The organism is Effusibacillus sp. SKA8 (assembly GCF_058273125.1).
In genome coordinates this window covers 45,413-70,065 of the sequence record NZ_JBZCSF010000005.1, presented here as the reverse complement: position 1 = coordinate 70,065, position 24,653 = coordinate 45,413, and the positions used below count along the sequence as shown (strand labels likewise).

General features: G+C 51.1%; 14 protein-coding genes, 2 pseudogenes and 1 CRISPR repeat array. Of the genes and pseudogenes, 14 read left to right on the top strand and 2 right to left on the bottom strand.

Annotated elements, in window-relative coordinates; translation table 11 throughout:
• Nucleotides 1–11: 11 nt before the first annotated feature.
• The 11 genes and pseudogenes from AC4ED1_RS05960 to AC4ED1_RS05910 form a co-directional block, all read left to right on the top strand.
• Nucleotides 12–1,127, top strand: a pseudogene (locus AC4ED1_RS05960) (transposase); the annotation flags it as partial.
• Between the two features lie 326 nt (nt 1,128–1,453).
• Nucleotides 1,454–3,850, top strand: a complete 2,397-nt coding sequence (gene cas3 / locus AC4ED1_RS05955; RefSeq protein ID WP_490936673.1) for a CRISPR-associated helicase Cas3' — start codon at nt 1,454–1,456, stop codon at nt 3,848–3,850.
• The gene (locus AC4ED1_RS05950; RefSeq protein ID WP_490936671.1) at nt 3,847–5,559 is read left to right on the top strand and encodes a hypothetical protein; all 1,713 of its coding nucleotides are present in this window, start codon (nt 3,847–3,849) and stop codon (nt 5,557–5,559) included. The genes cas3 and AC4ED1_RS05950 overlap by 4 nt, the downstream gene beginning before the upstream one ends.
• On the top strand, nt 5,556–6,500 hold the full coding sequence (locus tag AC4ED1_RS05945; RefSeq protein WP_490936669.1) for a DevR family CRISPR-associated autoregulator: 945 nt from the start codon (nt 5,556–5,558) through the stop codon (nt 6,498–6,500). Before AC4ED1_RS05950 ends, AC4ED1_RS05945 begins: the two co-directional genes overlap by 4 nt.
• A gap of 4 nt (nt 6,501–6,504) precedes the next feature.
• The gene (locus tag AC4ED1_RS05940) at nt 6,505–7,194 is read left to right on the top strand and encodes a type I-A CRISPR-associated protein Cas5 (RefSeq protein WP_490936667.1); all 690 of its coding nucleotides are present in this window, start codon (nt 6,505–6,507) and stop codon (nt 7,192–7,194) included.
• Between the two features lie 98 nt (nt 7,195–7,292).
• Nucleotides 7,293–8,060: a Fic family protein gene (locus AC4ED1_RS05935; protein ID WP_490936665.1), complete on the top strand. Its 768-nt coding sequence runs from the start codon at nt 7,293–7,295 to the stop codon at nt 8,058–8,060.
• A gap of 190 nt (nt 8,061–8,250) precedes the next feature.
• A CRISPR array of direct repeats spans nt 8,251–10,070; the repeat unit is 37 nt; unit sequence GTTTCAACGAAGACCCGATTATCAAGGGGACTGAAAG.
• 178 nt (nt 10,071–10,248) lie between these two features.
• Nucleotides 10,249–12,348: a thioredoxin domain-containing protein gene (locus AC4ED1_RS05930; RefSeq protein WP_490936663.1), complete on the top strand. Its 2,100-nt coding sequence runs from the start codon at nt 10,249–10,251 to the stop codon at nt 12,346–12,348.
• Nucleotides 12,349–13,041: 693 nt separating this feature from the next.
• Nucleotides 13,042–13,389: pseudogene (locus AC4ED1_RS05925) on the top strand (DsbA family oxidoreductase); the annotation flags it as partial.
• A 200-nt stretch (nt 13,390–13,589) separates the two neighbouring features.
• Nucleotides 13,590–14,210 (top strand): DUF4912 domain-containing protein, encoded by a 621-nt coding sequence (locus tag AC4ED1_RS05920; RefSeq protein ID WP_490936661.1) that lies wholly within the window; start codon nt 13,590–13,592, stop codon nt 14,208–14,210.
• The gene (locus tag AC4ED1_RS05915) at nt 14,210–17,002 is read left to right on the top strand and encodes a 1,4-alpha-glucan branching protein domain-containing protein (RefSeq protein ID WP_490936659.1); all 2,793 of its coding nucleotides are present in this window, start codon (nt 14,210–14,212) and stop codon (nt 17,000–17,002) included. The genes AC4ED1_RS05920 and AC4ED1_RS05915 overlap by 1 nt, the downstream gene beginning before the upstream one ends.
• A 102-nt stretch (nt 17,003–17,104) precedes the next feature.
• A complete protein-coding gene (locus AC4ED1_RS05910; RefSeq protein WP_490936657.1) occupies nt 17,105–19,504 on the top strand; it encodes a sugar phosphate nucleotidyltransferase in 2,400 nt (799 codons plus the stop codon).
• Between the two features lie 101 nt (nt 19,505–19,605).
• On the opposite strand, the gene AC4ED1_RS05905 is transcribed toward AC4ED1_RS05910, so the two are convergent.
• A complete protein-coding gene (locus AC4ED1_RS05905) occupies nt 19,606–21,000 on the bottom strand; it encodes a methyl-accepting chemotaxis protein (protein WP_490936655.1) in 1,395 nt (464 codons plus the stop codon).
• A gap of 271 nt (nt 21,001–21,271) precedes the next feature.
• Between AC4ED1_RS05905 and AC4ED1_RS05900 the strand changes: the two genes are divergently transcribed.
• The 3 genes from AC4ED1_RS05900 (at nt 21,272) to AC4ED1_RS05890 (ending at nt 24,230) form a co-directional block, all read left to right on the top strand.
• Nucleotides 21,272–22,312 carry a glycoside hydrolase family 15 protein gene (locus AC4ED1_RS05900; protein ID WP_490936653.1) on the top strand — a complete coding sequence of 347 codons (1,041 nt, stop codon included), beginning with the start codon at nt 21,272–21,274 and terminating at the stop codon, nt 22,310–22,312.
• Nucleotides 22,313–22,341: 29 nt separating this feature from the next.
• The gene (locus tag AC4ED1_RS05895; RefSeq protein ID WP_490936651.1) at nt 22,342–22,683 is read left to right on the top strand and encodes a hypothetical protein; all 342 of its coding nucleotides are present in this window, start codon (nt 22,342–22,344) and stop codon (nt 22,681–22,683) included.
• 116 nt (nt 22,684–22,799) lie between these two features.
• A complete protein-coding gene (locus AC4ED1_RS05890; RefSeq protein WP_490936649.1) occupies nt 22,800–24,230 on the top strand; it encodes a hypothetical protein in 1,431 nt (476 codons plus the stop codon).
• Between the two features lie 53 nt (nt 24,231–24,283).
• Here AC4ED1_RS05890 and AC4ED1_RS05885 read toward each other — a convergent pair whose 3' ends face one another.
• Nucleotides 24,284–24,598: a hypothetical protein gene (locus tag AC4ED1_RS05885; protein ID WP_490936647.1), complete on the bottom strand. Its 315-nt coding sequence runs from the start codon at nt 24,596–24,598 to the stop codon at nt 24,284–24,286.
• Nucleotides 24,599–24,653: the final 55 nt, after the last annotated feature.

The following is a 24,653-nucleotide window of genomic DNA, read 5'->3' as shown; positions in this document are numbered from 1 at the left end:
TCACCGGACTTTTAGATCTCCGACCTTATGCCAAGGATTTGAGAAGTCCATCACCCCGAGGAGCCAAAGGTTGTAACCGAGAAGCGATATTACGGGCCCTCTTGGTGGCTCCGCTAGAAGGCATTTCGACCTTTACGGCCCTTCGGAACCGGCTTGTTTCTGACCTACGATTCCGTTACCAATGTGGTTTTCGCTTGGATCAGGAAGCCCCCTCTGTCTCGACACTTAGCCGTGTGTTTCTGCGGATTGTTCAAAAAGGACTCGCAGAAAAACTGTTCAACGATCTTGTTCAACAGTGTCGAGTGGTAGGAATCATTGACGGGAATCATACGGCCATCGATGCGGCTGGCATCGGAGCGTTTGAACGAAAACAGCCGAAATCCCGATGTCAACTCACCGGAAATGCTTCATGGGGTGCCAAATTTGACTCATTTGGCAATAAGATCACTTGGTTTGGCTATAAAATTCATCTTGCCGTGGACACGAAAAGTGAATTGCCCATCGCATTGGAAGTGACGCCCGCCCATGTCAATGACGGAGATATGGCACCGTCGCTGATGAGCAAAGTGGTTGCCCAGGTAGGCAAAACGGTCAAATACTTCATCATGGATGCCGGGTATGACCAACTCAAGAATTATGAAGCCGCTCGTAAGCATAAAGCTCAAGCGGTCATTCCACTGAATCTTCGGAATGAGAAGGAACCGCCAGCCGGTTTCTCCTCAAACGGAACTCCCCGTTGTTCCATGGGATACGAGATGACCTATTGGGGAGCACACGGTGATGGGTTGAAATTCCGTTGTCCGCATGCGGTCGGTAAAGTCGACTGTCCGCACGGCACTACTTGGTGCTCACCTTCCAACTACGGAATGGTCTTGAAGGTCAACGTTAAGGAGAATATCCGTAGGTTTTGCAATCCTCACCGGGATACAACGAATTGGAAACTTCTTTACAATGAACGAACCGCTGTAGAGCGTTGCAATTCACGGTTGAAAGAGTATCTCACAGCGAACGATGTGCATGTTGGAGGCATTGAGAAAGTGAAAACCCATGTGTATCTCAATGCGATTGTTTTGCTGGCAACGGGGTTAGCCATTGCTAAGGCAAAAACTAAAAATCAAGCTGCTTAAACCAGAAACAAACATCCAAAATCAAAAATTCTGTAGGTATGCCCTTTTGACTGTCACCCTTTAAAGAACGAAAGCGACACTATCCATTACAAACGGCTCTTTCTTTTAGCTTTTTGTAGAATTGCTAATTCTGCAAAACGCTCAAAAGTTATAACCTAGTACTAGTTTTCTGGCTGAAAGATGTTTTTAATTTCATAAATCATCAAAAATGAGTCTAACATAGACCCGAGTTTCAAGGGGACTGAAAGTTACTTTCGGTTGTTCTAGGACATCATTTTTTTGTGACCCGTTGCAAGGGGACGACAACTGTAGGGAGGAGAGGAATCGTGAAGGAAATTTTTTCTGATTTGCTCCCCAAAAAAACTAATGGTGAACCTAATGAGCCATATGACTTCCAATTGCGAGTCGCGGCTCTCTTGCATAAAGGCCGCAATGTAGTATTAACTGCACCAACCGGATCCGGCAAGACATGGACGGCTCTGTTTCCTTTCTTGTATGCCCGCCGCAAAGGGTTGGAGTTTGCTGATCGTCTCATCTATGCTCTACCTTTAAGAACACTAGCCTCTTCCCTGTACGAGTCGACGAAGGGGGTAATCGAAAAGGAATTTTGTTTGAAACCGACCATCCAAATGGGTAACCAGCCAAACGACCCTTTTTTTGAGGGAGATGTTGTATTTACTACAATTGACCAACTGTTAAGCGCTTATATTGGTTTACCTTATGGAACTTCAAAGACATCCGCCAACATCCCTCCCGGAGCGATCATCGGGTCTTACATCGTCATTGATGAGTTTCATTTGCTGTCTTATCAGGAGGCTTTGCCCACATTTTTGGACATGATGCAACGTCTGTCTCCCTATGTGCGTTTTCTGATTATGACAGCAACTGCCCCCCAATCAGTCATTGCAACTTTGGAACGACACATGCAGGGACAAGCAGTATCACTTACAAAAGAAGAGCATGACTTGCTTCCCAAACGGACACGCCATATCTCTTGGCAAGATTCCCCGTTGACTGCAGAAGAAATTATCAAGAGACATCAGGACGGAAGAACCCTTGTAGTGGTCAATAGGGTTGATAAAGCACAACAGCTTTTTTTCCAACTAGAAAATATACTCTTACAAAGAGAACAAAAGCTTGAAGTGAAAGTATTGCACTCCAGAATGTTTCAGGACCATCGTGAGGAAGTTGAGAAATGGGTGCTTCAAACTTTTGCCAAGGGTTCAACTCAGAAAGGAATCCTCATCGCCACACAGGTTGTCGAAGCTGGACTGGACATTTCTGCTGATGTGCTGTTGACCGACCTGTGTCCAGCCAACGCCCTGCTGCAGCGGATTGGAAGATGCGCCAGGTTTCCGGGTGAAAAAGGGCAAGTTTATGTTTATTCGGTTAAAGAAGGAGACGAATACAACTTCCTTCCCTATGCCTCCAAAAGGGGTAACCAGGATGATTGGCAGATCATGATGAACACGGAAGAACTCTTGCAAAAGATTCCGTCGAATACGGAACTCACGCGAGAGATGGAAGAAGACTGGATTGCCCAGGTTCATGAACCGATCGACAAGAAGAGAATAACGGAAACCATACGGGACCTGTTTATAAGGAGCAGAGAGATTACCAACGCCCTGATTGCCGGCAATGCGGATATGGGCGGTTTGGTCAGAAGCATTGGCAGTATATCCGTGATTCTCCACCCGAACCCGTCAAAATTGGATTTGCGGAAGAAGCCGCAGATGGTCTCTGTCAGCCGGGGCACATTGCGTTATTTTTTGAAAAACAATTCGGGTATCGAGAAAGACAAATGGGAAGAAAGGAAAGTGGTCTTTGTTCCGGATTTTCCTGACAGCCAGGATCTAGATGATGTTGTTATATGGCGTCCCATTAAGCGTATTGAAGAAGCAGAGGTGGCTACTCTCTTGGTGTTGTCCCCAGAGATTGCGATGTATCATACGATTGTCGGGCTGATTCTTGGAAAAAAAGGGGACAGGTGGTCCTGCTATCTATCTGATGGATACGGAATCGAATATGAACGTTTCAGTTACAGACGGGAAACTTATCTGGATCATGTAAAAAAAATTCGGGAGGAGCACAGGAAAGAAAAGGAAAATTATCGAATTGCATCGAAATACATTGCAGAAGCTTTTCGTCTCAGTCCGAGCAAAGTGGAAGAACTGTCGGAACTTACCGCAGCGTTGCATGACACGGGCAAACTGGGAGTGGAATACCAGCGAAAGGTCCGCCTTTGGCAACAGGAAATCAAGCGGAAACCGGAGCAGGATTTCCTCGCTCATACTGATTTTGATGAAGACAATTCGCTTGATCGGGAAGCCAGCCGTAAAAGAGTATACAAAAGACCCCGTCATGCGGCTGAAGGGGCTGTCGCGTTGCAGGAATGGCTGGGCAAGGAATTGCGTGACAAAAAGACAGCGGTTCCCATTCTCCTGGCGATTATGCGTCATCATCATGCGTTCAGCGAGAGGTCTGAGCCCATCGTGTTTGCCAAAGGTGCAAAAGAGACGGTCATCCGGAGCCTGGAGGGGTTGCCTTATGAGCCGTTCTTGAAACCGCAAAAGGAATCCTGTCACCTTGAATCGCTTGTGAGGTGGTTGGCCAATCAGGATGTATTGGCCTTCTACTGGTATCTGGTCAGAAGATTGCGCCTTTCGGATCGCAGGTCTCAGCGGAACGAAGAAGCCACAGGGGAAGAGGGAGGGATCACGTGACGAAATTCAGCCAATTTTTCATACAAAAACGCACAGGCACATACGCGGATGCATTGGCGGCGGTAGGACTGTCCAAGCTGATTTGGGCTATCTCCAGAGGGATTGAAACCGAGGTCATTGAGGGGACAGGCAGTTATTCTGTCAGAGCGTCAACTCCTATCGATTTGGATGAAGCTGACTATGCGGGTTTGCAGCGAGACCCCTTGTTTGAATTTATTCGGACAAAACCGGAAGAATATCCTCCACCCGGAGCACGGCCGTTCGATTATGTTGCATATAAAGCGATGGCAGACACACTAAAGGATGCCAGGAAACGAAAGAAGGCCGGTCAGGATCTGTCGGAAATACCGGAACCGCCGAGGGTTTTCTATGCTTATCAGAAAGTGAACATCTTGCAAGGTATTAACGCCAGGAATAAGCTCTTCGGAGAAATATGGAACGCAAATCCGGAAGAATTGGCTGAAAGTGTCAAGAAGAAGCTGACAGCTCTTGGGCAAGGACAATTGTCAGGAGATGTTAATTCCAAGTTTAGCCCGAAAGTTCCGGCCGTTCAGGTCTTCAATCCGGCAGTCGGAAAAGGAATCAACCGGCCAAAGCCGGACAGTGTCGCGCGTGCTTCTCTGCCTGCGTCTTTTGTTGACTGGTTTGAAGAGTGGTTGAGGTTCATCGGTTCCGAATATGTGTTGTGGGGTTATGGAATCGGGGACGATATCAAGATGAGTGTTCCGGTACCCGCGAATATCAGCCTGTTCCATCTGGAAAACTTGAAACCCTTGAAGACAACATCCGCTTGGACGTCCCGGAAAGCAGATCTCTTTGCGGTGTTTGATCTGATTGGATTCCTTACCAGCAAGTCGGACATGAAAACAGCGAGCGGTTGGGAATACCCGGTTCCGCGAGGGGTCACCCCACGGGAAGTAATCTCTTGCATCCAAACAAGTTATTTTAAGTCGCTCGGATCGGCAAAACCGGTATCCAACATATCCAGTGTGGGGTTGCCAAACTGGTTTCCCGTCTATGAAGAGAAAGATATTAACCGATGGAAAACCATAATTGAGGAACACAAAAAGGTTCTCCAACTGCTCGATGAGGATAAAAGTGAAGAAGCAGCGCTTCTTCACCTCTACAGAGACTTTCTTTCAGCGTCCGATTGGCTTGCATTCCTTAGGTTCTTGGGGGGATACGGCTGTCTGGTTATGAGTCGAAGAGAAGGGAACCGTCCTATCCGTTCTTTTCTGCTGACAAACTTGGAGGAGTTGTTTAGAGTGTCCAAAACTGGTTTACCTATTAAAGAAGTCCTGAATAATCAAGGTTTTCGAAACATTGCAAGGGCGATCAAACAAGCCACGGTTAGCGAGCAATACTTAAAGTCCAAAGGGCAGCAGATCTTTGACATCAAGTACGGACTGTTTCAGGAGATCAAACGGAAGGCAAAGTTTCGGGAAGAATTATTGAGTGTGATTGCAGAATTTGTCAATGAATTCAATTATGAGAACGCTCGCAGGGAAGAACAACTCAAGGACAAGCCGGGGCGTAGGCGTAAACGTGTATCCATACAGGATCTTGAACAGTTTGGAGAGTTGCTGGATCGCTACCCCGGACAGAAAGAAACAGAGACGATTGCGATGCTTTTAATCGCCTTTGCGTCCGCAAAAGATGAAAAGGTTCAAGAAGACCACGATTATGCAGAGGAGGAAATTGAAGTATGAACATTCCGTTTCAATCTCTTTCCATCTCGGGACTCCTGACTCTCGATATGCATTCCCTGAATAACGAAGGGGCGGAAGGAAACCAACTACAGACCCGAATGGTACATATTGTCGACGAGAATGGGGAACCAACCGTTGTCAACGCAATTTCCGGGGATATGCTGAAGCATATTCAGGCGGAACATCTGCATGGCCTGGCTTTGGACAAAGAACTTCCCCTTTGTGCCGGATGCATGAAGTTTAATTCCAACCGAATCAATGCGGATACCGAATTTTTCAAGACTCTTGGAGACAAAAATGCAATTGGCGATACGTTGAAAAGAGTACTTCAGCACTGTGCTGTGGACGATCTTGAAGGTGTTTTGATCACTCAGGGCGGACGTTCCACCCCCCGGAAGTCGACTGTGGAATTTGGTTGGCTGGTTGGGGTTCCGGAAAAAACGAGAACCGAATCTTACTTTCATGTAAAGTTTGACACCAGTCGAGGACAGGGGTCGGGAGACGAGTCAGGAGCTAACCTTGGACAAAACATTTTTTATCGTCCGGCCAGTTCAGGGGAATATGCATTAGTCATGAATGCAGAATTGTCCAGAGTCGGTTTTAACGATGTGGAACGTGAGTACCAAATTTCCGATGAAGATCGCAAAAAACGGGTGCAGGCACTGCTTGAAAGTATCCTGCTGACATTTGTAAAGCCGCTTGGTGCTCATCGGAATACGCAGTTTCCTCATATCGTGAATTTTCAGGGTGTTGTCGCGACTTCCAGTTTAACCGTGCCTGCACCAACTGTCAGTCCTTTAAAAGGAAAATATCGTGAGGAAGTTCGAGGCATCCAGGCAAATCTGAACAGACTATTCCCGGATGCCATTACAGTCTATGAGTTTAACTCCCAGTCTGAGTTCACGAAAATTTTGGCGGATCTGATCGAGCAGGTGAGATAGTCCAATGTGGCTGGTGACAACGTATCAGCACACGTCCCTTTTTTCATTGCGAGCCTCGGCTTCCACCAGTTCCGGAGGGAAGACCAACCTTGTTCCCACGATGTACAGTGTAAAAATGGCTCTATTGGATGCGGCGTTTCGAATGGGGATCGAGGTTCCGTCCATATTTTCCTGGGTGCGGGATTTGGAGATCCGGTTTGAACCTCCTGAACAGGCGATTGTAAATAACAGCTTTATCAAAATTCTCACGGAGCCAAAAGATAAAAAAACGGGACTGGCGTTTATTTCTTCGGTGGGGTTCCGCGAATATGTGTATTTTGATGGGAATCTCAAGATTGCGATGCGAATCGAGGGCTTAACGCAGGAGCAAACTGATCTATTAAGAAGGTTGCTGACGCACATTAATTATTTTGGCAAAAGAGGAAGCTTTCTGCAGATGATTTCGCAAGAGGTTCTTGATCAACTGGGAAGTTCGTTCAGTTATTTTCTGGGGGAAAGCGGTGAATTCAGCAGCCAAGTGGTCATGCAATATCTTGATGACATGGGACCCAAGACCACCTTTGAAAGTGTTAATACCTTTGATGATACGGGTGCCCGTCTTGGACGGGATCGGGTTATGAAATCCGTTTTTCTACCGTATCGCCAAATGGCATCAAGCCGTGGCTATACCTGGTTTAAACGCGAATCAAGTTAACCTATTTTTAAAAGCCCTAAGACCTCCCTTAACCGCAGGCTTTAGCGCCAACCTTAATTGGATGCCTGAAATCATAGCGGTAGAAAGAAGGTGAAAAAATGGACTTCAAGCGTATCGATGAAAAAAAGGAATTGTTGGATTTAAAACGACCACTTCCTGAGGTTGTTGTAAAGAACCTCAAGGAGCGCCTTTTGGTGGAGTGGACTTATCATTCCAATGCAATTGAAGGAAACACCCTGACTTTATCGGAAACCAAAGTTGTGCTGGAAGGGATTACTGTCGGAGGGCGATCTCTGCGCGAGCATTTTGAAGTCATTAATCATGCGGAAGCTATTGGCTTGGTGGAAGACCTTGTAAGTAAGAATGCTCCAATTACCGAATTTGTGATCAAGCAAATCCATCAGTTGATATTAAAAAATATCCGGGATCAGGACGCAGGGAGTTATAGAAACATTAATGTGTTCATTCAAGGGAGTCCTCATGTTCCGCCCATGAATTCGCTGGTTCCCGGTTTGATGAGGGATTTGCTTGAATGGCTTGAAGGTGAAGGACAAACACTGCATCCAATTGAGAGAGCAGCCACTTTTCATCACCGGTTTGTACATATCCACCCATTTGTGGACGGTAACGGACGTACTGCACGACTTCTCATGAATCTGATTTTGATGCGGGAGCACTATCCGCCAGCAATTATTCGTCAAGAAGATCGCACGAAATACTATAGTGCTTTACGTGAAGCGGACGAGACAGGGATGATGACACCGCTTGTATTACTAGTTTCGGAAGCGGTCGAACGGATGTTGGACGCTTATTTGTGGGCGCTTGGTTTGAATGATAAAATGGGTGAAAATGATGATGGAATCTAGGCTCCCTTGTAACATGACTTATGCGCAAGTAGGGAATGCTATCCTTAATGGCATGGGATATTATTGGTTTCGAGGATAGCGGCCATTTTTCAGCAAGAAATCAATCCTCGAAAAAAGTGCAGGAATTGGCAGTATTAGAAAACGCGCAGACCCGCACCGCAACTGGATTTTTTAATGTCCACTGCGGTCGGTTTCAACGAAGACCCGATTATCAAGGGGACTGAAAGGTAAAAATTTAAGCCCGACAAATTCATCCGGCCCGCCTGTTTCAACGAAGACCCGATTATCAAGGGGACTGAAAGGCGTCGCAAGATCAAGATCAGCGAGATTGATTTCTACTGTTTCAACGAAGACCCGATTATCAAGGGGACTGAAAGTAATTGTGCGGCGGTCGTGGAATAGTTGGGCAGCGTCTTGTTTCAACGAAGACCCGATTATCAAGGGGACTGAAAGATCTCTAATACACAAGAATTTCGCCTGGAACTAGTTAGTTTCAACGAAGACCCGATTATCAAGGGGACTGAAAGCTTCTTCGACCCAACCATTTGCGTTGCCATGATTGGGTTTCAACGAAGACCCGATTATCAAGGGGACTGAAAGAGACGGCTACATAGTGATCCTCACCAGCATCAACGGTGGGTTTCAACGAAGACCCGATTATCAAGGGGACTGAAAGACCACCTTTCTACGCAGGCGGCGGGGATCATCTGCAAAAGTTTCAACGAAGACCCGATTATCAAGGGGACTGAAAGAAGAGAATGTGAATCAGGCCGTAGAAGATTACAAACTGGTTTCAACGAAGACCCGATTATCAAGGGGACTGAAAGTTCTGTACATAATAACAACCAGGAGGGATTAGCATGGTTTCAACGAAGACCCGATTATCAAGGGGACTGAAAGTAGACAAGCGAGGACATAAGGTCCAAATTTACGTCTGCTAGTTTCAACGAAGACCCGATTATCAAGGGGACTGAAAGCCGGAAACGTCAATGAGTTGGTCTCGTGGTCAAACCGTTTCAACGAAGACCCGATTATCAAGGGGACTGAAAGCCCCGATCACCTGCTGGGCTTTTACGGCCAAATCTTGTTTCAACGAAGACCCGATTATCAAGGGGACTGAAAGGCTCGAAGATTGCCCGATTCAACGCGAGACCGGCAGACGGTTTCAACGAAGACCCGATTATCAAGGGGACTGAAAGGCGTTTTCTTGTACCCGATCACCACGCTGCCTCGGTGTTTCAACGAAGACCCGATTATCAAGGGGACTGAAAGGCGAGAGATTCATGCGATCAGCACAAATGCCCAGCGGTTTCAACGAAGACCCGATTATCAAGGGGACTGAAAGTTTGGCACCATCGAGGTGGCGAACGCGCTTTTCCCTGTTTCAACGAAGACCCGATTATCAAGGGGACTGAAAGAGTTTTTCAGACCTTCCAAGAGCTTGTCTACCAGCCGTTTCAACGAAGACCCGATTATCAAGGGGACTGAAAGCTCCAAAAACATTTCTTCGTGATTTCCTTTCAGCGCGATGTTTCAACGAAGACCCGATTATCAAGGGGACTGAAAGTCGATAAAGTTTTCGACGAGGCGCTGACCGTACTGCGTGTTTCAACGAAGACCCGATTATCAAGGGGACTGAAAGATCCGCGACCGGATTCGTGCCCCAAGCGACATTTCCGTTTCAACGAAGACCCGATTATCAAGGGGACTGAAAGAGGGGGGTGGAATAATTGCACCCGGTCTGTGATCGGGTTTCAACGAAGACCCGATTATCAAGGGGACTGAAAGCCTATCGCTTGATTGCGTCTAACAAAACATTTGCCAGTTTCAACGAAGACCCGATTATCAAGGGGACTGAAAGGAATCACAAGGTTTCCTCGATGCGTTGGTTTACGGACGGTTTCAACGAAGACCCGATTATCAAGGGGACTGAAAGCGCGAGGAAGAGCGAATTATTGACGAGATTACAGACGGTTTCAACGAAGACCCGATTATCAAGGGGACTGAAAGTTTGCGAGATGAGCGGCGCACTCGCCTACATCTTCCGTTTCAACGAAGACCCGATTATCTGAAAGATTGAGGACGCATCCCAATCGAAACGAACGACTCTCTTCATACAGGATTTCCTTTTCGAGTATACTAACGGGAACGTGTAAACTAACGGAAAAATTATGGAAGGAGAAATATGATGGAAGCACCAAATATGGACAGAATCCCCAACCGACTCATAAATGAGAAATCACCTTACTTACTCCAACACGCCTACAACCCCGTCGACTGGTATCCATGGGGGGATGAAGCGTTTGCAAAGGCGAAGCAGGAGAACAAGCCTATCTTCCTCAGCATCGGCTACAGCACCTGCCACTGGTGCCACGTTATGGAGCGCGAGTCGTTTGAAGACGAGGAAGTCGCGAAGTATCTCAACGAACATTTCGTTTCGGTCAAGGTGGACCGGGAAGAACGTCCGGACGTGGATCATATCTACATGACCGTCTGCCAGGAGATGACGCAGCACGGGGGATGGCCGCTGACGATCGTCATGACGCCGGACAAAAAGCCGTTTTTTGCAGGCACTTATTTCCCGAAAGAACGCAAGTACGGCCGGCTGGGGCTGCTGGACATCCTGTCCCGGATCGTTGAAAAATGGCAAACGGAACGGGAGCAGATTCTGCGGGCGGGAGAACAGATTACGCAAGCGCTGCAGCCGCGGTTTCAAGGCGCCGGAGGCGACGAACTGACGGAAGAAGTGCTGGAGGAGGCTTACAACCGCTTTGTCAGGAGCTATGACCCCGAATACGGCGGATTCGGTTCCGCTCCGAAGTTTCCGTCCCCGCACAATTTCGGGTTCCTGCTGCGGTATTGGAAAAAAACGGGCCGCAGCCGGGCGCTGTCCATGGTGGAACATACGCTGGAATCGATGTACCGCGGGGGAATCTACGACCATATCGGATTCGGATTTGCCCGGTATTCGGTCGATCCGATGTGGCGGATTCCGCACTTTGAGAAAATGCTGTATGACAACGCGCTGTTGGCCAACGCCTATCTCGAGGCCTACCAGGCGACGGGAAATCCGTTTTTCAAAAATGTGGCGCGGGATGTGTTCACCTATGTCCTGCGCGACATGACAAGTCCGGAAGGCGGGTTTTATTCGGCGGAAGACGCCGATTCGGAGGGCGAAGAGGGCAAGTTTTACGTCTGGCGGCCGGAAGAGATCAAAGCGGCGCTCGGGGAACGGATCGGCGGGATTTTCTGCAAGTACTACGGCGTGACGGAAGCAGGGAATTTCGAGGACGGGACCAGCCACCTCAATCTGATCGACACCGATCACCAGGCTGTTGCGAAGCAGCTTGGCCTGAACGGGGAGGAATTGACGAAGCTCCTGGAAGAGGCTCGGCAGAAACTGTTTGACACCCGGGAAAAAAGGGTTCACCCGGGAAAAGACGACAAAGTCCTGACGGCTTGGAACGGTTTGATGATCGCGGCGCTGGCAAAAGGAGCCCGTGTGCTCGACGATACCCGGTATTTGGAAGCTGCCCGCAAAGCGGTCGGGTTCGTCATGACCAGACTGCAGCGGGAAGACGGACGCCTGCTGGCCCGCTACCGGGAAGGGGAAGCGGCCTACCCCGCTTATTTGGACGATTACGCATTCCTCATCTGGGGATTGCTTGAACTGTATGAGGCCGATTTTGACTTGGAACACGTCCGGACCGCCATTGGATTGACGGACGATGTCATCCGTTTGTTCTGGGATACGGACAACGGCGGCTTCTTTTTCTACGGTGGCGACGGTGAGCAGTTGATTGCCCGGCCGAAAGAAATTTATGACGGGGCGATTCCCTCCGGCAACTCGGTCATGACCCTCAATCTGCTGCGGTTGGCACGTTTGACCGGGAATCGGGACTATGAAAAAATCGCCGAGCGCCAATTCAGAGCGTTCTCCGGCAATGTCAGGGCCTATCCGCCGGGATTCACCCATATGCTGATGGCGCTGCAGTTTGCCGTTTACGGCAGTCAGGAGATTGTCATCGCGGGGGACCCCGGCGCCGCCGACACACAGGCGATGCTTAAAACCGTTCGGTCCGCGTTCCTGCCACATGCGGTCGTGGTGCTCAATCCGGTGGGCAAGGAAGACGAAGTGAAGGGGCTTTTTCCGTTCACCGCAGGCAAGACAGCGAAAGAAGGCAAGGCAACCGCCTATGTATGCCAGAATTATGCTTGTCAGAACCCGGTAACCGATCCGGCGGAACTGGTGGGGCTTCTCGAAAACCGGCGCCGGGACCGGTTGTAACCGCATAAAAAAATAACCAGTGTGCTCTCCGAAAATCAGTCTTGAGCACACTGGTGTTTCTTGCGAGTTCTGTTTCTCATCTGGATTTATCCGTCCATTCTGCTGTAATAATCGTTGATCATGTCAAGAATCGTGGTATCTTCTTGCAGCTGGAATTCTTCCGTCTGCGTGTCCGTGATTCTGGTCTCCATCTCCAGCGCCTCCCTGGTATTTCTTGTGTCTAATTATACGCGCCGTGTTATAGTCCAGTCAATAGTTATTCACCTGTATTATACAACACAATATTTACCGGTTCAAAAACCGATAGTACTCGTTGATCTGTTCTACAATAGCTTCTACTTCCGGGGGCTCCGATGTTTCATCCGACGGACCGCTTACGATCAAGGTTTCCACCCAAATTCCCTCCCCTTTTTCTGAAAATTATATATAATGAATGAGCGCTCAGTCAACAGTATCGGAATCGTACTATATAACAATTTTGTGAACGAGCGGCGAGATTTCGTTTTGCACGAATTGTCCTTTTGCATGCCGAAAGAGTACGAAGAGCAAATCGACCTTAAAGGAAGTGACGAGTGTGGCCGAAACCAAGAAAATCACGGTTTTCTCCGATTACCTATGACCCTTTTGCATGATCGGGAAAGTCCTGCTTGATCGGTTGATCAAGGACAAAGGAATCGAAGTGCCCGCCATTCGAGAAAAGCGCATGAAGGCGCGAAATTCGCGATCGAAAACGGCAAAGGCAACGAATATCACGATGCGGTGTTTCGCGCGCAGTTTCAAGAGGACAGGAATATCGACGATCTCGATACACTGGTGGAAATTGCGGGACGGATCGGGCTTGACCGGGTCGCGTTCCGGCAAGCGTTGGAGACGCGGAAATATCAACCGCAAGTGTTGGCGGACACCGAACTGGCGGCGCAGTACGGCGTGACGGGTGTTCCCTGTTTTGTCGGGGGCAACCGCAGGGCGTTCGGGGTGCAAAGTTATGAGGCGTTGGAACGGTTGCTGGAAAGCAAGGATTTGCATTTGGAACTGGAATAGACACCGGATCGTCTGGCACAGCACGGGGAAACCCGTGCTTTTTTGCGTTCTTTGGTTCGTACAAACCGATCCGGCTCAACGCCGGCCCGAGGCAATGTGCGGTGCCCGCATTCGGCGGATTTTCTTGGAATATGCGGCTTGGATGCCGCATAAATAAGAGATTAGCTGAAAAACAAGGGAATTATTTAAGGGAGGGGAATATGGGAAGGCAGACAGAAATTCTTGGCAGTGAATGTAAGGATCCGTCGTTGTTTGATGAGTCGTGGACAAGAACCTGGCAGACCAACCGACTGGTCGCCATGGTAAAAGAACCTGTCACGCTGTTTGTGTACTGGGAAGTCACCGACCTTCGAAAAACTTTGATCGGTGAGCACTTCCAGGCCGATTGGATGTCACTTCCGTTTTTTCTGCAGTTGTACGATATCACCCACATCCGTTTCAACGGTTACAACGCCCATTTCACCCGCCGGATACCGGTCCATCCCCTGTCAGACAATTGGTATATCCACGGCACGGAATCGGGGCGCCATTATCAGGTGGACTTCGGAACCGTCACTTTGCAGGGAGAGTTTTTTACGATTTTGCGCTCCAACATGGTGGAGACGCCGCCGCTGCCGCTCAACCGGGCAAACAAACCGTCAGTCCGCTTCGGGAAGCCTCATTGCACAAGGAGAACTGTCCCTGCTACGGAAGACCGTCCGCTTGCGTCCGGGGTTTTTGGCGGCCGGAAGGATCCGCTCCGGACTTTGGAACCGAATCCCCCATGGCTGGTGCAGTTTGACGGATATTCCCTGTCCGGGCCAAGAGGGAGGAACAAGTAGTGGCACAAGGATACTTGGCGCTTGTCTTGCACGCTCATCTGCCGTTTGTCCGGCACCCCGAAAGCGAGAAGTTTCTGGAGGAACGCTGGTTATTCGAAGCCATTACGGAGACGTACATTCCCCTTCTGCAAATATGGCGCGGTCTGGTTCGGGATCGCGTGGATTTTCGCGTCACGCTGTCCATCTCTCCCTCCCTTTTGTCGATGCTGGCCGACGAATTGCTGCAGACGCGTTATCTGAAGCATTTGGAGCGCCTGATTGAATTGGCTGAAAAAGAGGTTGTGCGGACGGCGGGATCGGACGCATTCAACCGCTTGGCCGTAGGGTATGCGGAGAAATTCAACGCAATCCGAGATTTTTATCTTGCATGCGGCGGCAATCTGATCTCCGAGTTTGCCGAGTTGCAGGAGCTTGGCAAGCTGGAAGTTGTCACGTCTGCTGCGACCCACGCGTTTTTGCCGCTGGTGCTGACGGAAGAGGCGAAGCGTGCCCAGATCAAAACGGCGATTGACCTTCATGAAAAGCATTTTGGCCGTCGCCCCAGGGGAATTTGGCTGCCGGAATGCGGATTTGCGCCCGAACTGGACCAGATTTTGCAGGAATTTGGCATTGAATATTTCTTTACCGATTCCCATGGCGTGGAAACGGCAGACCCCGCCCCCGTATTCGGCACTCTGTCGCCTGTGCTCACGCCTTGCGGCGTGGCGGCGTTTGCGCGGGACGAGGAATCTTCCAAGCAGGTATGGAGTTCTCACGAGGGATATCCGGGCGATTTTGATTACCGGGAATATTACCGGGACATCGGGTACGATTTGGATCTCGACATCGTCAAGCCCTATGTCCATCCGACCGGCATACGGGTCAACACGGGCATTAAGTACTTCCGGATTACGGGAAAAGGTGATTTCAAGGAGCCCTACAATCCGGAATGGGCCAGGGAAAAAGCCGCTTTGCACGCCGGCCATTTTTTGTTCAACCGGCAGCAACAGGTGGAGCACTGGTCCTGGCACATGGGGCGGAAACCGATCGTTGTCGCTCCGTACGATGCGGAATTGTTCGGCCACTGGTGGTACGAGGGGCCGATTTGGATCGACATGCTGCTCAGAAAGATCCATTTTGATCAAGATACGGTCAAAACCATCACCCCTTCCGAATACCTGAGGCTGTATGACGATTACCAGATATGCCGGCTTCCGATGTCGTCCTGGGGGCGGCACGGCTACGCGGATGTCTGGCTGCGGGGGGAGAATGATTGGATTTATCCCGCTTTGCATACGGCCGAACAACGGATGGTGGAACTCGCGAACCGCTTTGACGAGCCGCAGCCGCTGGAGCGGCGGGCTCTTAACCAGGCGGCGCGGGAATTGATGCTGGCGCAAAGCAGCGATTGGGCGTTCATCATGGACGCCAAGACGATGGTGGATTATGCGGTGAAGCGGACCAAATGGCATATCAACCGCTTTACCCGGCTGTACCGCATGTTGAAATCCGGACTGCTTGACGAACAATCGATCGCCTGCCTTGAGCGGATCGACAATTTGTTTCCCGATCTTGATTACAAGATGTATCAATCCCGGGACAGGGCGGTTCGCGTTGCCGGCGAACCGGTGAAGTTCCGCGTTTTAATGCTCACGTGGGAGTTTCCGCCGCTGACGGTGGGCGGACTTTCCCGGCATGTTTACGATCTTTCCCGCCATTTGGCGCGAAACGGTTGGGAGGTGCATGTGGTAACGACCGAAAGCGGCAACTGCCCGCATGACGAAGTGGTGGAAGGGGTGCATGTGCACCGCGTCCATGTGATGAAACCGGATGGAGGAGAATTTGTCCACTGGGCGTTTCAACTGAACCTGATGATGATCGACACCTGCCGGGCATTGATCGATTCCGGACTGACGTTCGACCTGATTCACGCTCACGACTGGCTTGTTTGCTACGCGGCAAAAACAATCAAGCAATCGTATCATTTGCCGCTTGTCGCGACGATCCATGCGACGGAACACGGGCGCAATCAGGGAATTCACACCGATCTGCAGCGCTATATCAGCAGTTTGGAGTGGAGGCTGACGTACGAGGCGCAGCGGGTCATTGTCTGCAGCACTTATATGCAAAGGGAAGTCGAGACGATTTTTCAATTGCCCGCCGACAAGCTGGACGTGCTGCCCAACGGCGTCGATCCGGCATTGCTGGGGTGCGCAAACCATCGTTTTGCCGGCAAAGAGCCGTATGCGTTGGAATCGGAAAGGATCGTGCTGTTTGTAGGGCGTCTTGTCCATGAAAAAGGGGTTCACACGTTGTTGGAAGCCGCCCCGGCCATTTTGGCCGAAGATCCGGATGTCAAGTTTGTGATCGCCGGAAACGGTCCTTGCCGGAAGGAACTGGAAGGGTTGGCGGAACGGCTGGGTCTCGGCGGCAAGGTCCTGTTTGCCGGATTTGTCCCGGATGAGGAGCGTAACCGCCTGTTCCGGATGGCGGACGTTGCGGTCTTCCCCAGTTTGTATGAGCCGTTTGGCATTGTCGCGCTGGAAGCGATGGCGGCCGGCACTCCGGTTGTCGTCTCCGATGTCGGGGGATTGGCGGATGTTGTGGTACATCGATGCAACGGTTTAAAAATGTACCCGGGTGACATTCACTCTCTGGCATTGCAAGTGAAAGATCTGCTGCAGGATCCGCAATTCGCCGCCGCGCTGGCGGAGGCGGCATTGGAAGGGCTTGCGAAGTACGATTGGAACCGGATTGCCCGGCAGACGATCGCGGTCTACGGGAAAGCGCTGGGCAAATTCCCGGCAAAGTGACGCCAAACCCGGAGGCCAAGAGCCGGCTGCCGCGATGATTTCACAAGTGCAATGAATGAAAGAAATACAAAAGAAAGTACAAAGGAAAAGGGGAAGTTCGGAATGAAAGCTGTGATCATGGCCGGAGGAAAAGGAACCCGTTTGCGCCCGCTGACGTGCCGTCTGCCAAAGCCGATGGTCCCGCTGTTGGGGCGGCCGTGCATGGAATATATCATCGAATTGTTAAAGCGGCACGGGATCACAGACATTGCGGTCACCGTTCAATATTTGCCGCATGTGATCAAGGATCATTTTGGGGACGGCTCGGACTTTGGGGTGCGGTTGCAGTACTTTGAAGAAACGGTGCCGCTTGGCACCGCCGGAAGCGTAAAAAATGCGGAAGCGTTCCTGGATGAGACGTTTTTGGTGATCAGCGGCGACGGTTTGACCGATTTCGATTTGACGCAAGCCGTTGCGTTCCATAAAGCGAAACGGGCGATCGGGACTCTGGTGTTGACGCAAGTTGAAATACCGCTTGAATACGGAGTGGTGATGACCCGGCAGGACGGAAGAATCCTTCGCTTCCTGGAGAAACCGAGCTGGAGCGAGGTCTTCAGCGATACGGTCAATACGGGAATTTACGTATTGGAACCGGAGATCTTAAACCTGTTTGACAAAGGACGGGAGTTTGACTTCAGCAAGGATTTGTTTCCGCTGGCGCTTCGCAATGGACTCCCGTTGTACGGATACGTAGCGGAAGGGTACTGGTCGGATATTGGAACTCTCGCTCAATATCGCCAGACGCAGTTCGACATGCTGGATGGCGCGGTTGCCGTAAATATCCGCGGGATCGAAGCTTTTCCGGGAGTTTGGATAGGGGAAGGCGTTACGATCCGGCAGGGCGCACAGATTGCGGCGCCGGCGTTTGTCGGCGACGGAACCGTAGTGGAAGCGGGTGCCAAAATCGGCCCTTATTCCGTGTTGGGCAGATGGAATTGGGTCGACCCCAAAGCGGACGTGGAACGGTCCGTCATGTGGAATCGCAGTTATATCGGGGGTTTTGCAAATGTGTCCGGCGCGACCCTTTGCAGCGGGGTTCAAATTGGAAAAGGAGCGGTTGTCGAAGAGGATGCCGTCATTGGGGAGCAGAGTTGGATCGGAGAGCAAGCGGAGGTTCGGCAAGGCGTCAAAATTTGGCCGCAAAAGGCGGTCGGGGCCGGCACCGTTCAGAAATCGTCGCTGATCTGGGGGAAGTTCGCGGACCGCAGGCTGTTCGGAGCCGAAGGAATCAGCGGCATCCCCAACCTGGAAGCAACACCGGAGTGGGCCGGAAAAATCGCTTCCGCTTACGGTTCCTGCCTGCGGCGAGGAGCGGTTGTGTCGGTCAGCTGTGACGAACATCCGTTTAGCGGGATTCTGAAACATGCGGTGATCGCCAGCCTTCTTGCAATCGGGGTTCGGGTGAGAGACATCGGAACCGCGCTCACTCCGATGGCCCGTTACGAATGCCGACGTGCAAACGGCAACGGCGGAATTCATATCCGCAAAGCGAGCCGCTTGGGCGAGGAACGGGTCATCCTGCAGTTTTTCGACCGGGAGGGGCTGCCGGTCGACAAGGGAATGGAACGGAAGATTGAAAACGCTTTGCTGCAGGAAGATTTTCCGCGTCCGGACACAAAAGGGTTGGGGGTTGTCGAACAGGTTTCCGACATTGCCGAGCCTTATGTGAGTGAGATTCTGGCGAGAGTGGATGCGGACGCGATCCGTTCCCGCGGTTTAAAAGTCGCCTTCCACTGTGAAAGCCCGCTGGCGATCGCGGTGATGCACCTGCTGTTGCAGCGGCTCGGCTGCAGGGTGATCACGGTATTTAACGGCGAGATGCCGCTTGAAGACATCGTCTTCGATAACAAGGCAGACCTGGGGATACAGTTGGACGCAAGCGGTCAGTCGTTCCGGATCTGCACGGAAAAAGGGCATCGGCTGACGGAAGAGGAAACGGTGTTGCTGCAAACGCTGGTCGCCGCAAAAGAGCAAAGCCGAATCGCCCTGCCTGTCACCGCTCCGTCGATGGCGGAAGAAATGATGGCCCAAGCGGAAAAACCGGTCGTTCGGACCCGAGCGTCTGCCCGTTCCTTGCTGGAAGTGAACAAACAGAATCATCTGCAAGTTCATTCTGACGGGTTCTATACTCTGGCGGCGATTGTCGATCATATGGCGAAGAGCGCTCAGAGCTTGCACTCCGTGGTGGAAAGACTGCCGAGATTTCACATGAGCACAGAAGAAGTCCTCTGCCCGGCCGAGGCGAAGGGGCGGGTGATGCGGCGTCTGATGGAAGAGATGAGGGGGCAACCGCTGGAACTGATCGATGGCATCAAAGTTTTTACGGAGGACGGATGGGCATTGATTCTGCCCGATTCCGAAAAAGCGTTGTTCAAGGTCGTGGCGCAAAGCAGCTCACGGGTCAAAGCGGATGAATTGGCGGAAGCGTACAAGAACAAAATCGCTTACTACCAAAAGGGATAACAAAACGACAAGGCGGACAAAAAGAGGGATTGACAAGGACAGCAGCCACCAATGGCCCATGCCTGTTGGTGGCTGGCTTTTCGATTCTTCGCAGGTAGCGGTCACGAAGTTTTGCAGGCTTTTAACTGATCCAGTCCCGCAATGATTTTTCGGGATTGCCGCTCCACTTCGTCATATAACTGTCTGGCTTTTTCGATATTCCCCTGGTTGTAAAATCGAATCGCTTCGCTGCAGATTCTGTGCATCTTGCTGTGCGGTTCTTCAATCTGCCGGAACGTGTCGTTGTAACCGAACAGTTTCATTCCTTCGCTGTAATACCATTTTCCCAGACGGCAAATTCGATGATTTCCTGCCGAGTCGCTGTCGAGGGTAACCAATCCGTTCAGCATGCTTTGAAGACGCCAAAGCCAAAGCAAATGATCGGTCTTTGCCAAATCAAGGATGTGATCAATCATAAAATTGACGTGGAACCGGCTGACTTCCTGCCGGAGTGTTTCCGCCAGCACTCCGATATGGTACAGATTGGACGCACTGCCTTTTACATCCTCCGCTGTTTGATGAGTAATGCCCGTCATGTCCGCTATGGTTGCGGTGATTTCCTCAAAAACTGCGGATTGTTCCTCGATTGCGGGCGCGATTGCGCTGATTTCCCGAATGGTTTTGTCCACCAGGGCCAGGGACGATTCGATTGCCCGACTCGTTTCGATACTTAAATCAAGCGTACGGTTCATCTGTTCCGTCAAATGGTTGATTTGCCGAAAAGCGGTGGCCATATCCTGTTGAATGCCCTTCACCTTGCCTGCAATCTCATGAACGGCCCCCTTTGTGTGTTCCGCCAGCTTGCGGACCTCGCCGGCCACGACGCCAAATCCCCTTCCGTACTCTCCGGCGCGGGCCGCTTCAATGGCGGCATTCAGGGCCAGAAGGTTGGTTTGTTCTGCAATGCTGTTGATTAACGTCACAAGTTGCGTAATCGAACCGACATTATCGTTCAGATTTTGAACTTGTTGGTTTAAAAATCGTACGCCTTCCCCGACTTCTTCAATGGTACTGTAGGAAGCCGCCACTTTGTTTTTCCCCTCGTGCGCCGCGGTGATCGCCTGCTGGGCGTTTTCGGTGGCCGATGCGGTATTTCCGGAGATCTCCGCCATCGTTGACGAGAGTTCTTCCGTCGCCGCCGCAACTTGTCCCATGCTGTGGTTTAACCGAAGGGTATCTTCCGAAACCCGGTTGATAAACATATTTTCGTGAATCGTGGTGGAGACCATCCGGTTCAAGGTTTCCGTCAGCTTGATAATGACCTCTTCGTACTTGCCCAACAACCGGTCGACAGTTGTTCCCAGTTCGTGGAGCGGGTGTGTCTGCGGCAGATTGGTTCGCACTTTCAGATTGCCCTGGATAGCCGCATTCAGGAGCGCCTTTAGTTCATTGATTTCCTCGCTGGAAATCCTTTTCCCGTTCCCCTCCGCTTTTTCCTTCCTTCCGGTAAAAATCATCCGGTTCCCCTCCTCGTCTTTTGGCGGTTGTTTTGCAAGCCGGTGCAGAAATAGCCCTTCTTTAAATTTTAAATAAAATTCAAATGGATTTCAAAGGGAAACTCCCTGCTTAAAGTTCCCTGCTTAGGAAGTTCCCTGCGGATTGCAAAACCGTACCGGACGCCTTCTCCGCACACTTCCGGGACCTTTTTTCAGACGAGAACGTATAAAGAAGTAAGAAGGTAATCCATCGGAAAAAATGCCGATACTAGTCGTGGAAGGAGGAGATTCCATGAAAGCGCTTCATGAGGTGCTCGATTCGATGCGGCTGCAAAACGGCGCTTATATCGCCAGTCCCTCCGCCGACTACTCATACGTATGGATTCGCGATGTCGGATATACGGTATTGCCCTACCTCTGTTCCAGTTGCGACCGCTATGAAAAGGCATATCACGCCCTGTTCGATATGTTTCTGCACTACGAGTGGAAAATTGACATCCATACCTGGCAAAAACCGGTTTTACCCTATGAGTATATCCATGCCCGTTATTCGAAAGACCTGCGGGAATTGCCGCAAACTTGGGGACATGCCCAAAACGATGCGATCGGATTGTTTCTGTGGGGAGTCGGGGAAGGGGTTCGCCGGGGCAAACCGGTCCTCAGGGACGCGGCGGACCGCCGAATCCTGCAAAAATTGGTTGGCTATCTCCAGTGTTTGCAATACTGGCAGGAGCCGGACAACGGGATGTGGGAAGAAAACGTTGAAGTGCACGCTTCCAGTGTCGGTGCTTGTGTGGCGGGTCTGAAATCGGTCCGCATGCTGGCGGATGTCCCGCCGGATCTGATTGAAAATGGCGAAAGGACGCTCACAAAATTGCTTCCCCGTGAGAGTGACACGAAAGAAACGGATCTGGCGCTATTGTCGCTGATTTATCCTTATCAGGCGGTCACCCGGGAGATGGCGTTCCGCATTCTCGACAATATAACGGCCGGGCTGGAACGAACGTACGGTTGTATCCGCTACCCGGGCGACCGGTATTACAACGAAGGCCGGGAAGCGGAATGGTGTTTTGGGTTCCCGTGGCTCGGGCTGTGTTACTCGGTGCTGGGGGAACATGCCAAAGCAGCGGAATACTGGCGGAAAACGGAACGGATTTTGCCGGAAAACGGACAGGTCCCGGAACTTTATATAGGCGGCACAAACCGTCCCAACGGGAACACGCCGCTGGCTTGGGCGGTCGCCATGGTGATTTTGCTGCACGATCGGGTGCAACAAATCGCTCCAGGCCGGCAAATTTTCGATTGCGATGTCGGGGACCGGAGTGTAGGATAAAGGGAGAAAGGGACAGGGATGGGGGATCGATGAAGTATCGTTTCGAACATGACGCACGCCTTGGGATTTGCTTGCCGCACCTCAACGTGGAATGGGAAGAATTAAGCCCGGAGGAACGGGACCACATGATTTTGGAATGGGAGAAAATCAAAGCGAAAATCCCCGACCGGATCAAGGAAATGGAGCGGGAGATCGAGGAGAGACAGCGTCGGGTGGCGGAGGAAGAAGATTGGGACAAGATCTGCCGGCTGTATGAAGAGATTTACTCGTTGGCAAGCATCATCAACGATTTGCAAATTTGGTCCCGGGTCAACCAGGATTTCGATCCGGAACCCGGTATGGCGGAGGAACACGAAAGCCGCGAGAAATAGTTTTCGTACCGGACGGGCAAAGCGGATCGGGGTGCGGGTCATTGATTGACTTGGTTGTGTTATAATCATTTTATAATACTTCTGAAACTTCATGCGGAGGCTGGGAGCGTTTGAGTGTGGTTTTGCGTATTTTGGGCATCATTTTAAGCTTGTTGTTGCTTGCTCCTGTCTCCATGTTGCCGGTCGGCCGGGCGACGCCGGCAATGGCAACGGTTCACGCCGAAGATCGCAGTGCATCAGGAGACGATGAAAAGGGCGCTGGGTTTCAAAAGATTATCTATTGGCAAAAAGAGGAATTTCTGCTTTCGCCCGACCGCGTCCGGGACATCCGGAAGTTCCCCTATCCTTACGGAGCGATGTTTGCGTTCGCCAACGACATCGACGAGACGACTCCTCGCGAGTTCGCGGTATATCACCGTTTCCTGAACACCAAAGAAATGACGCCCGCCGGTCCCGGGTTGGGTCTTGACGTTGGGGACACGATGTGGGTGTATATGGCAAACAACCAGCATCCGAAGGTGGACTACGACGGGGAGTCGGTGGAAGCGGTCATGACCTTAAACAAAGGACTCGATCCCACGACGTTTAAAAACGCCAAACTGCTGAAGCACTATTTCGAGGCGGGCTGGATTGACGGATTGCATTCGTTTGGCGATTTTTCCCGGAAGAATAAGGATGATGTCGTCTTTACCAGGCAGTTGGCGATCGCCGCCTGGGACAACTTGTTAAAGCTCGGCATTCGTCCCGAGTATTGGATCAATCACGGAAATGAAGCGAACAAGCAGAACTTCGGGGGTTATTCCGCCTTTGGTTTCCTGCGCTATCAGGCTGGAGACGATCCGAAATCCCCCTATTACCACACGGATCTCACGATTCGGAACGGGGTGCGCTTCGTGTGGAACTCGGTCGGCGAGAAAGAATTCGGGCAGGATAGCCCCATTTTTCCCATTCAACTGCGGGACGGGCAAAAAATCTGGGGGTTCCACCGCTACACCTATGATGTCGCGAAAGGGCAGATCGTCTGGGCTTGGAATGCGGACGGTGCGCTCTATCGCGCGTTGACGAAGGAGCGCCTCGAGCAGTTGATCGCGAAAAAACAGTACTGTATTTACGCCCAGCATTTCGGCGGGACCACCACCAAATTTCCGTTTTATTACGCGAAAGACGTGGAAGCGCTCCGATTGCTTGCCGATTATCACGAACGCGGCAAAATTCTGGTCGCCCGCACTTCCAGGTTGTTGAATTACAGCGTCGCGCAGCAGTTTGTGGACTACAAGATGGTGAAGAAAAACGGCAAGACACTGGTGATTCTCAACTCCATTCAGGATCCGATTTTCGGCAAACAAGAGGTGACGATTGAGAAAGTTCGCGGATTGACCTTTTACGTCGACGACCCTGCCCAAGCCGCGATCGTGATCAACCGCAAAACGGTGCCGAAAAACGAGATTCAGCTCAATCCGCCGGATGAAACGGGACGCCCGAGTATCGGAGTGAAATGGTTTGCTCCGGATACGAAAGATTATTCGCAAAACGCGCCTTCCGAATAGCCGAAACGCAAAAAAAGACCTTGCCGAAGCCTGTCTGCATGCTGCGGAAGGTCTTATTTTTTGGCTGATCCCGGATGCCAGGGCGCGGTCGGCAGCCCGTATGGCGGTCTTGCTCCGTACGTCGGGTGCCCGTGCTGCGGCATCCAATGGCCGGTCCAATGAGGCGAGTCGATGGGGACCGGGTAATGTGTGGGAACCCAGTGGTGGATGACGACCGGCGATTTCTGCGAGTGGGCGGGGGGTTCTTTCATTTTTTTCAGATAGTTCTGAACTCCTGGTTTGACCAAGCCGAAGAGTTCGAGCAAATCTTTGTTTTGCAGCAAATTAAACGTATGGCCCCCCAGTTTGACAAAGTGGGAAAATTTCATCGGTTCACCCCTCCCCGGAGCGGATTGTTACTACATTGTACGGAGAGGGGAAAGA

What these genes read in the sequence shown, in the direction of transcription:
- AC4ED1_RS05945 (WP_490936669.1), top strand. Translation starts at nt 5,556, where the DNA reads ATGAACATTCCGTTTCAATCTCTTTCCATCTCGGGACTCCTGACTCTC.
- AC4ED1_RS05940 (WP_490936667.1), top strand. Translation starts at nt 6,505, where the DNA reads ATGTGGCTGGTGACAACGTATCAGCACACGTCCCTTTTTTCATTGCGA.
- AC4ED1_RS05935 (WP_490936665.1), top strand. Translation starts at nt 7,293, where the DNA reads ATGGACTTCAAGCGTATCGATGAAAAAAAGGAATTGTTGGATTTAAAA.
- AC4ED1_RS05930 (WP_490936663.1), top strand. Translation starts at nt 10,249, where the DNA reads ATGGAAGCACCAAATATGGACAGAATCCCCAACCGACTCATAAATGAG.
- AC4ED1_RS05920 (WP_490936661.1), top strand. Translation starts at nt 13,590, where the DNA reads ATGGGAAGGCAGACAGAAATTCTTGGCAGTGAATGTAAGGATCCGTCG.
- AC4ED1_RS05910 (WP_490936657.1), top strand. Translation starts at nt 17,105, where the DNA reads ATGAAAGCTGTGATCATGGCCGGAGGAAAAGGAACCCGTTTGCGCCCG.
- AC4ED1_RS05905 (WP_490936655.1), bottom strand. Translation starts at nt 21,000, where the DNA reads ATGATTTTTACCGGAAGGAAGGAAAAAGCGGAGGGGAACGGGAAAAGG.
- AC4ED1_RS05900 (WP_490936653.1), top strand. Translation starts at nt 21,272, where the DNA reads ATGAAAGCGCTTCATGAGGTGCTCGATTCGATGCGGCTGCAAAACGGC.
- AC4ED1_RS05895 (WP_490936651.1), top strand. Translation starts at nt 22,342, where the DNA reads ATGAAGTATCGTTTCGAACATGACGCACGCCTTGGGATTTGCTTGCCG.
- AC4ED1_RS05885 (WP_490936647.1), bottom strand. Translation starts at nt 24,598, where the DNA reads ATGAAATTTTCCCACTTTGTCAAACTGGGGGGCCATACGTTTAATTTG.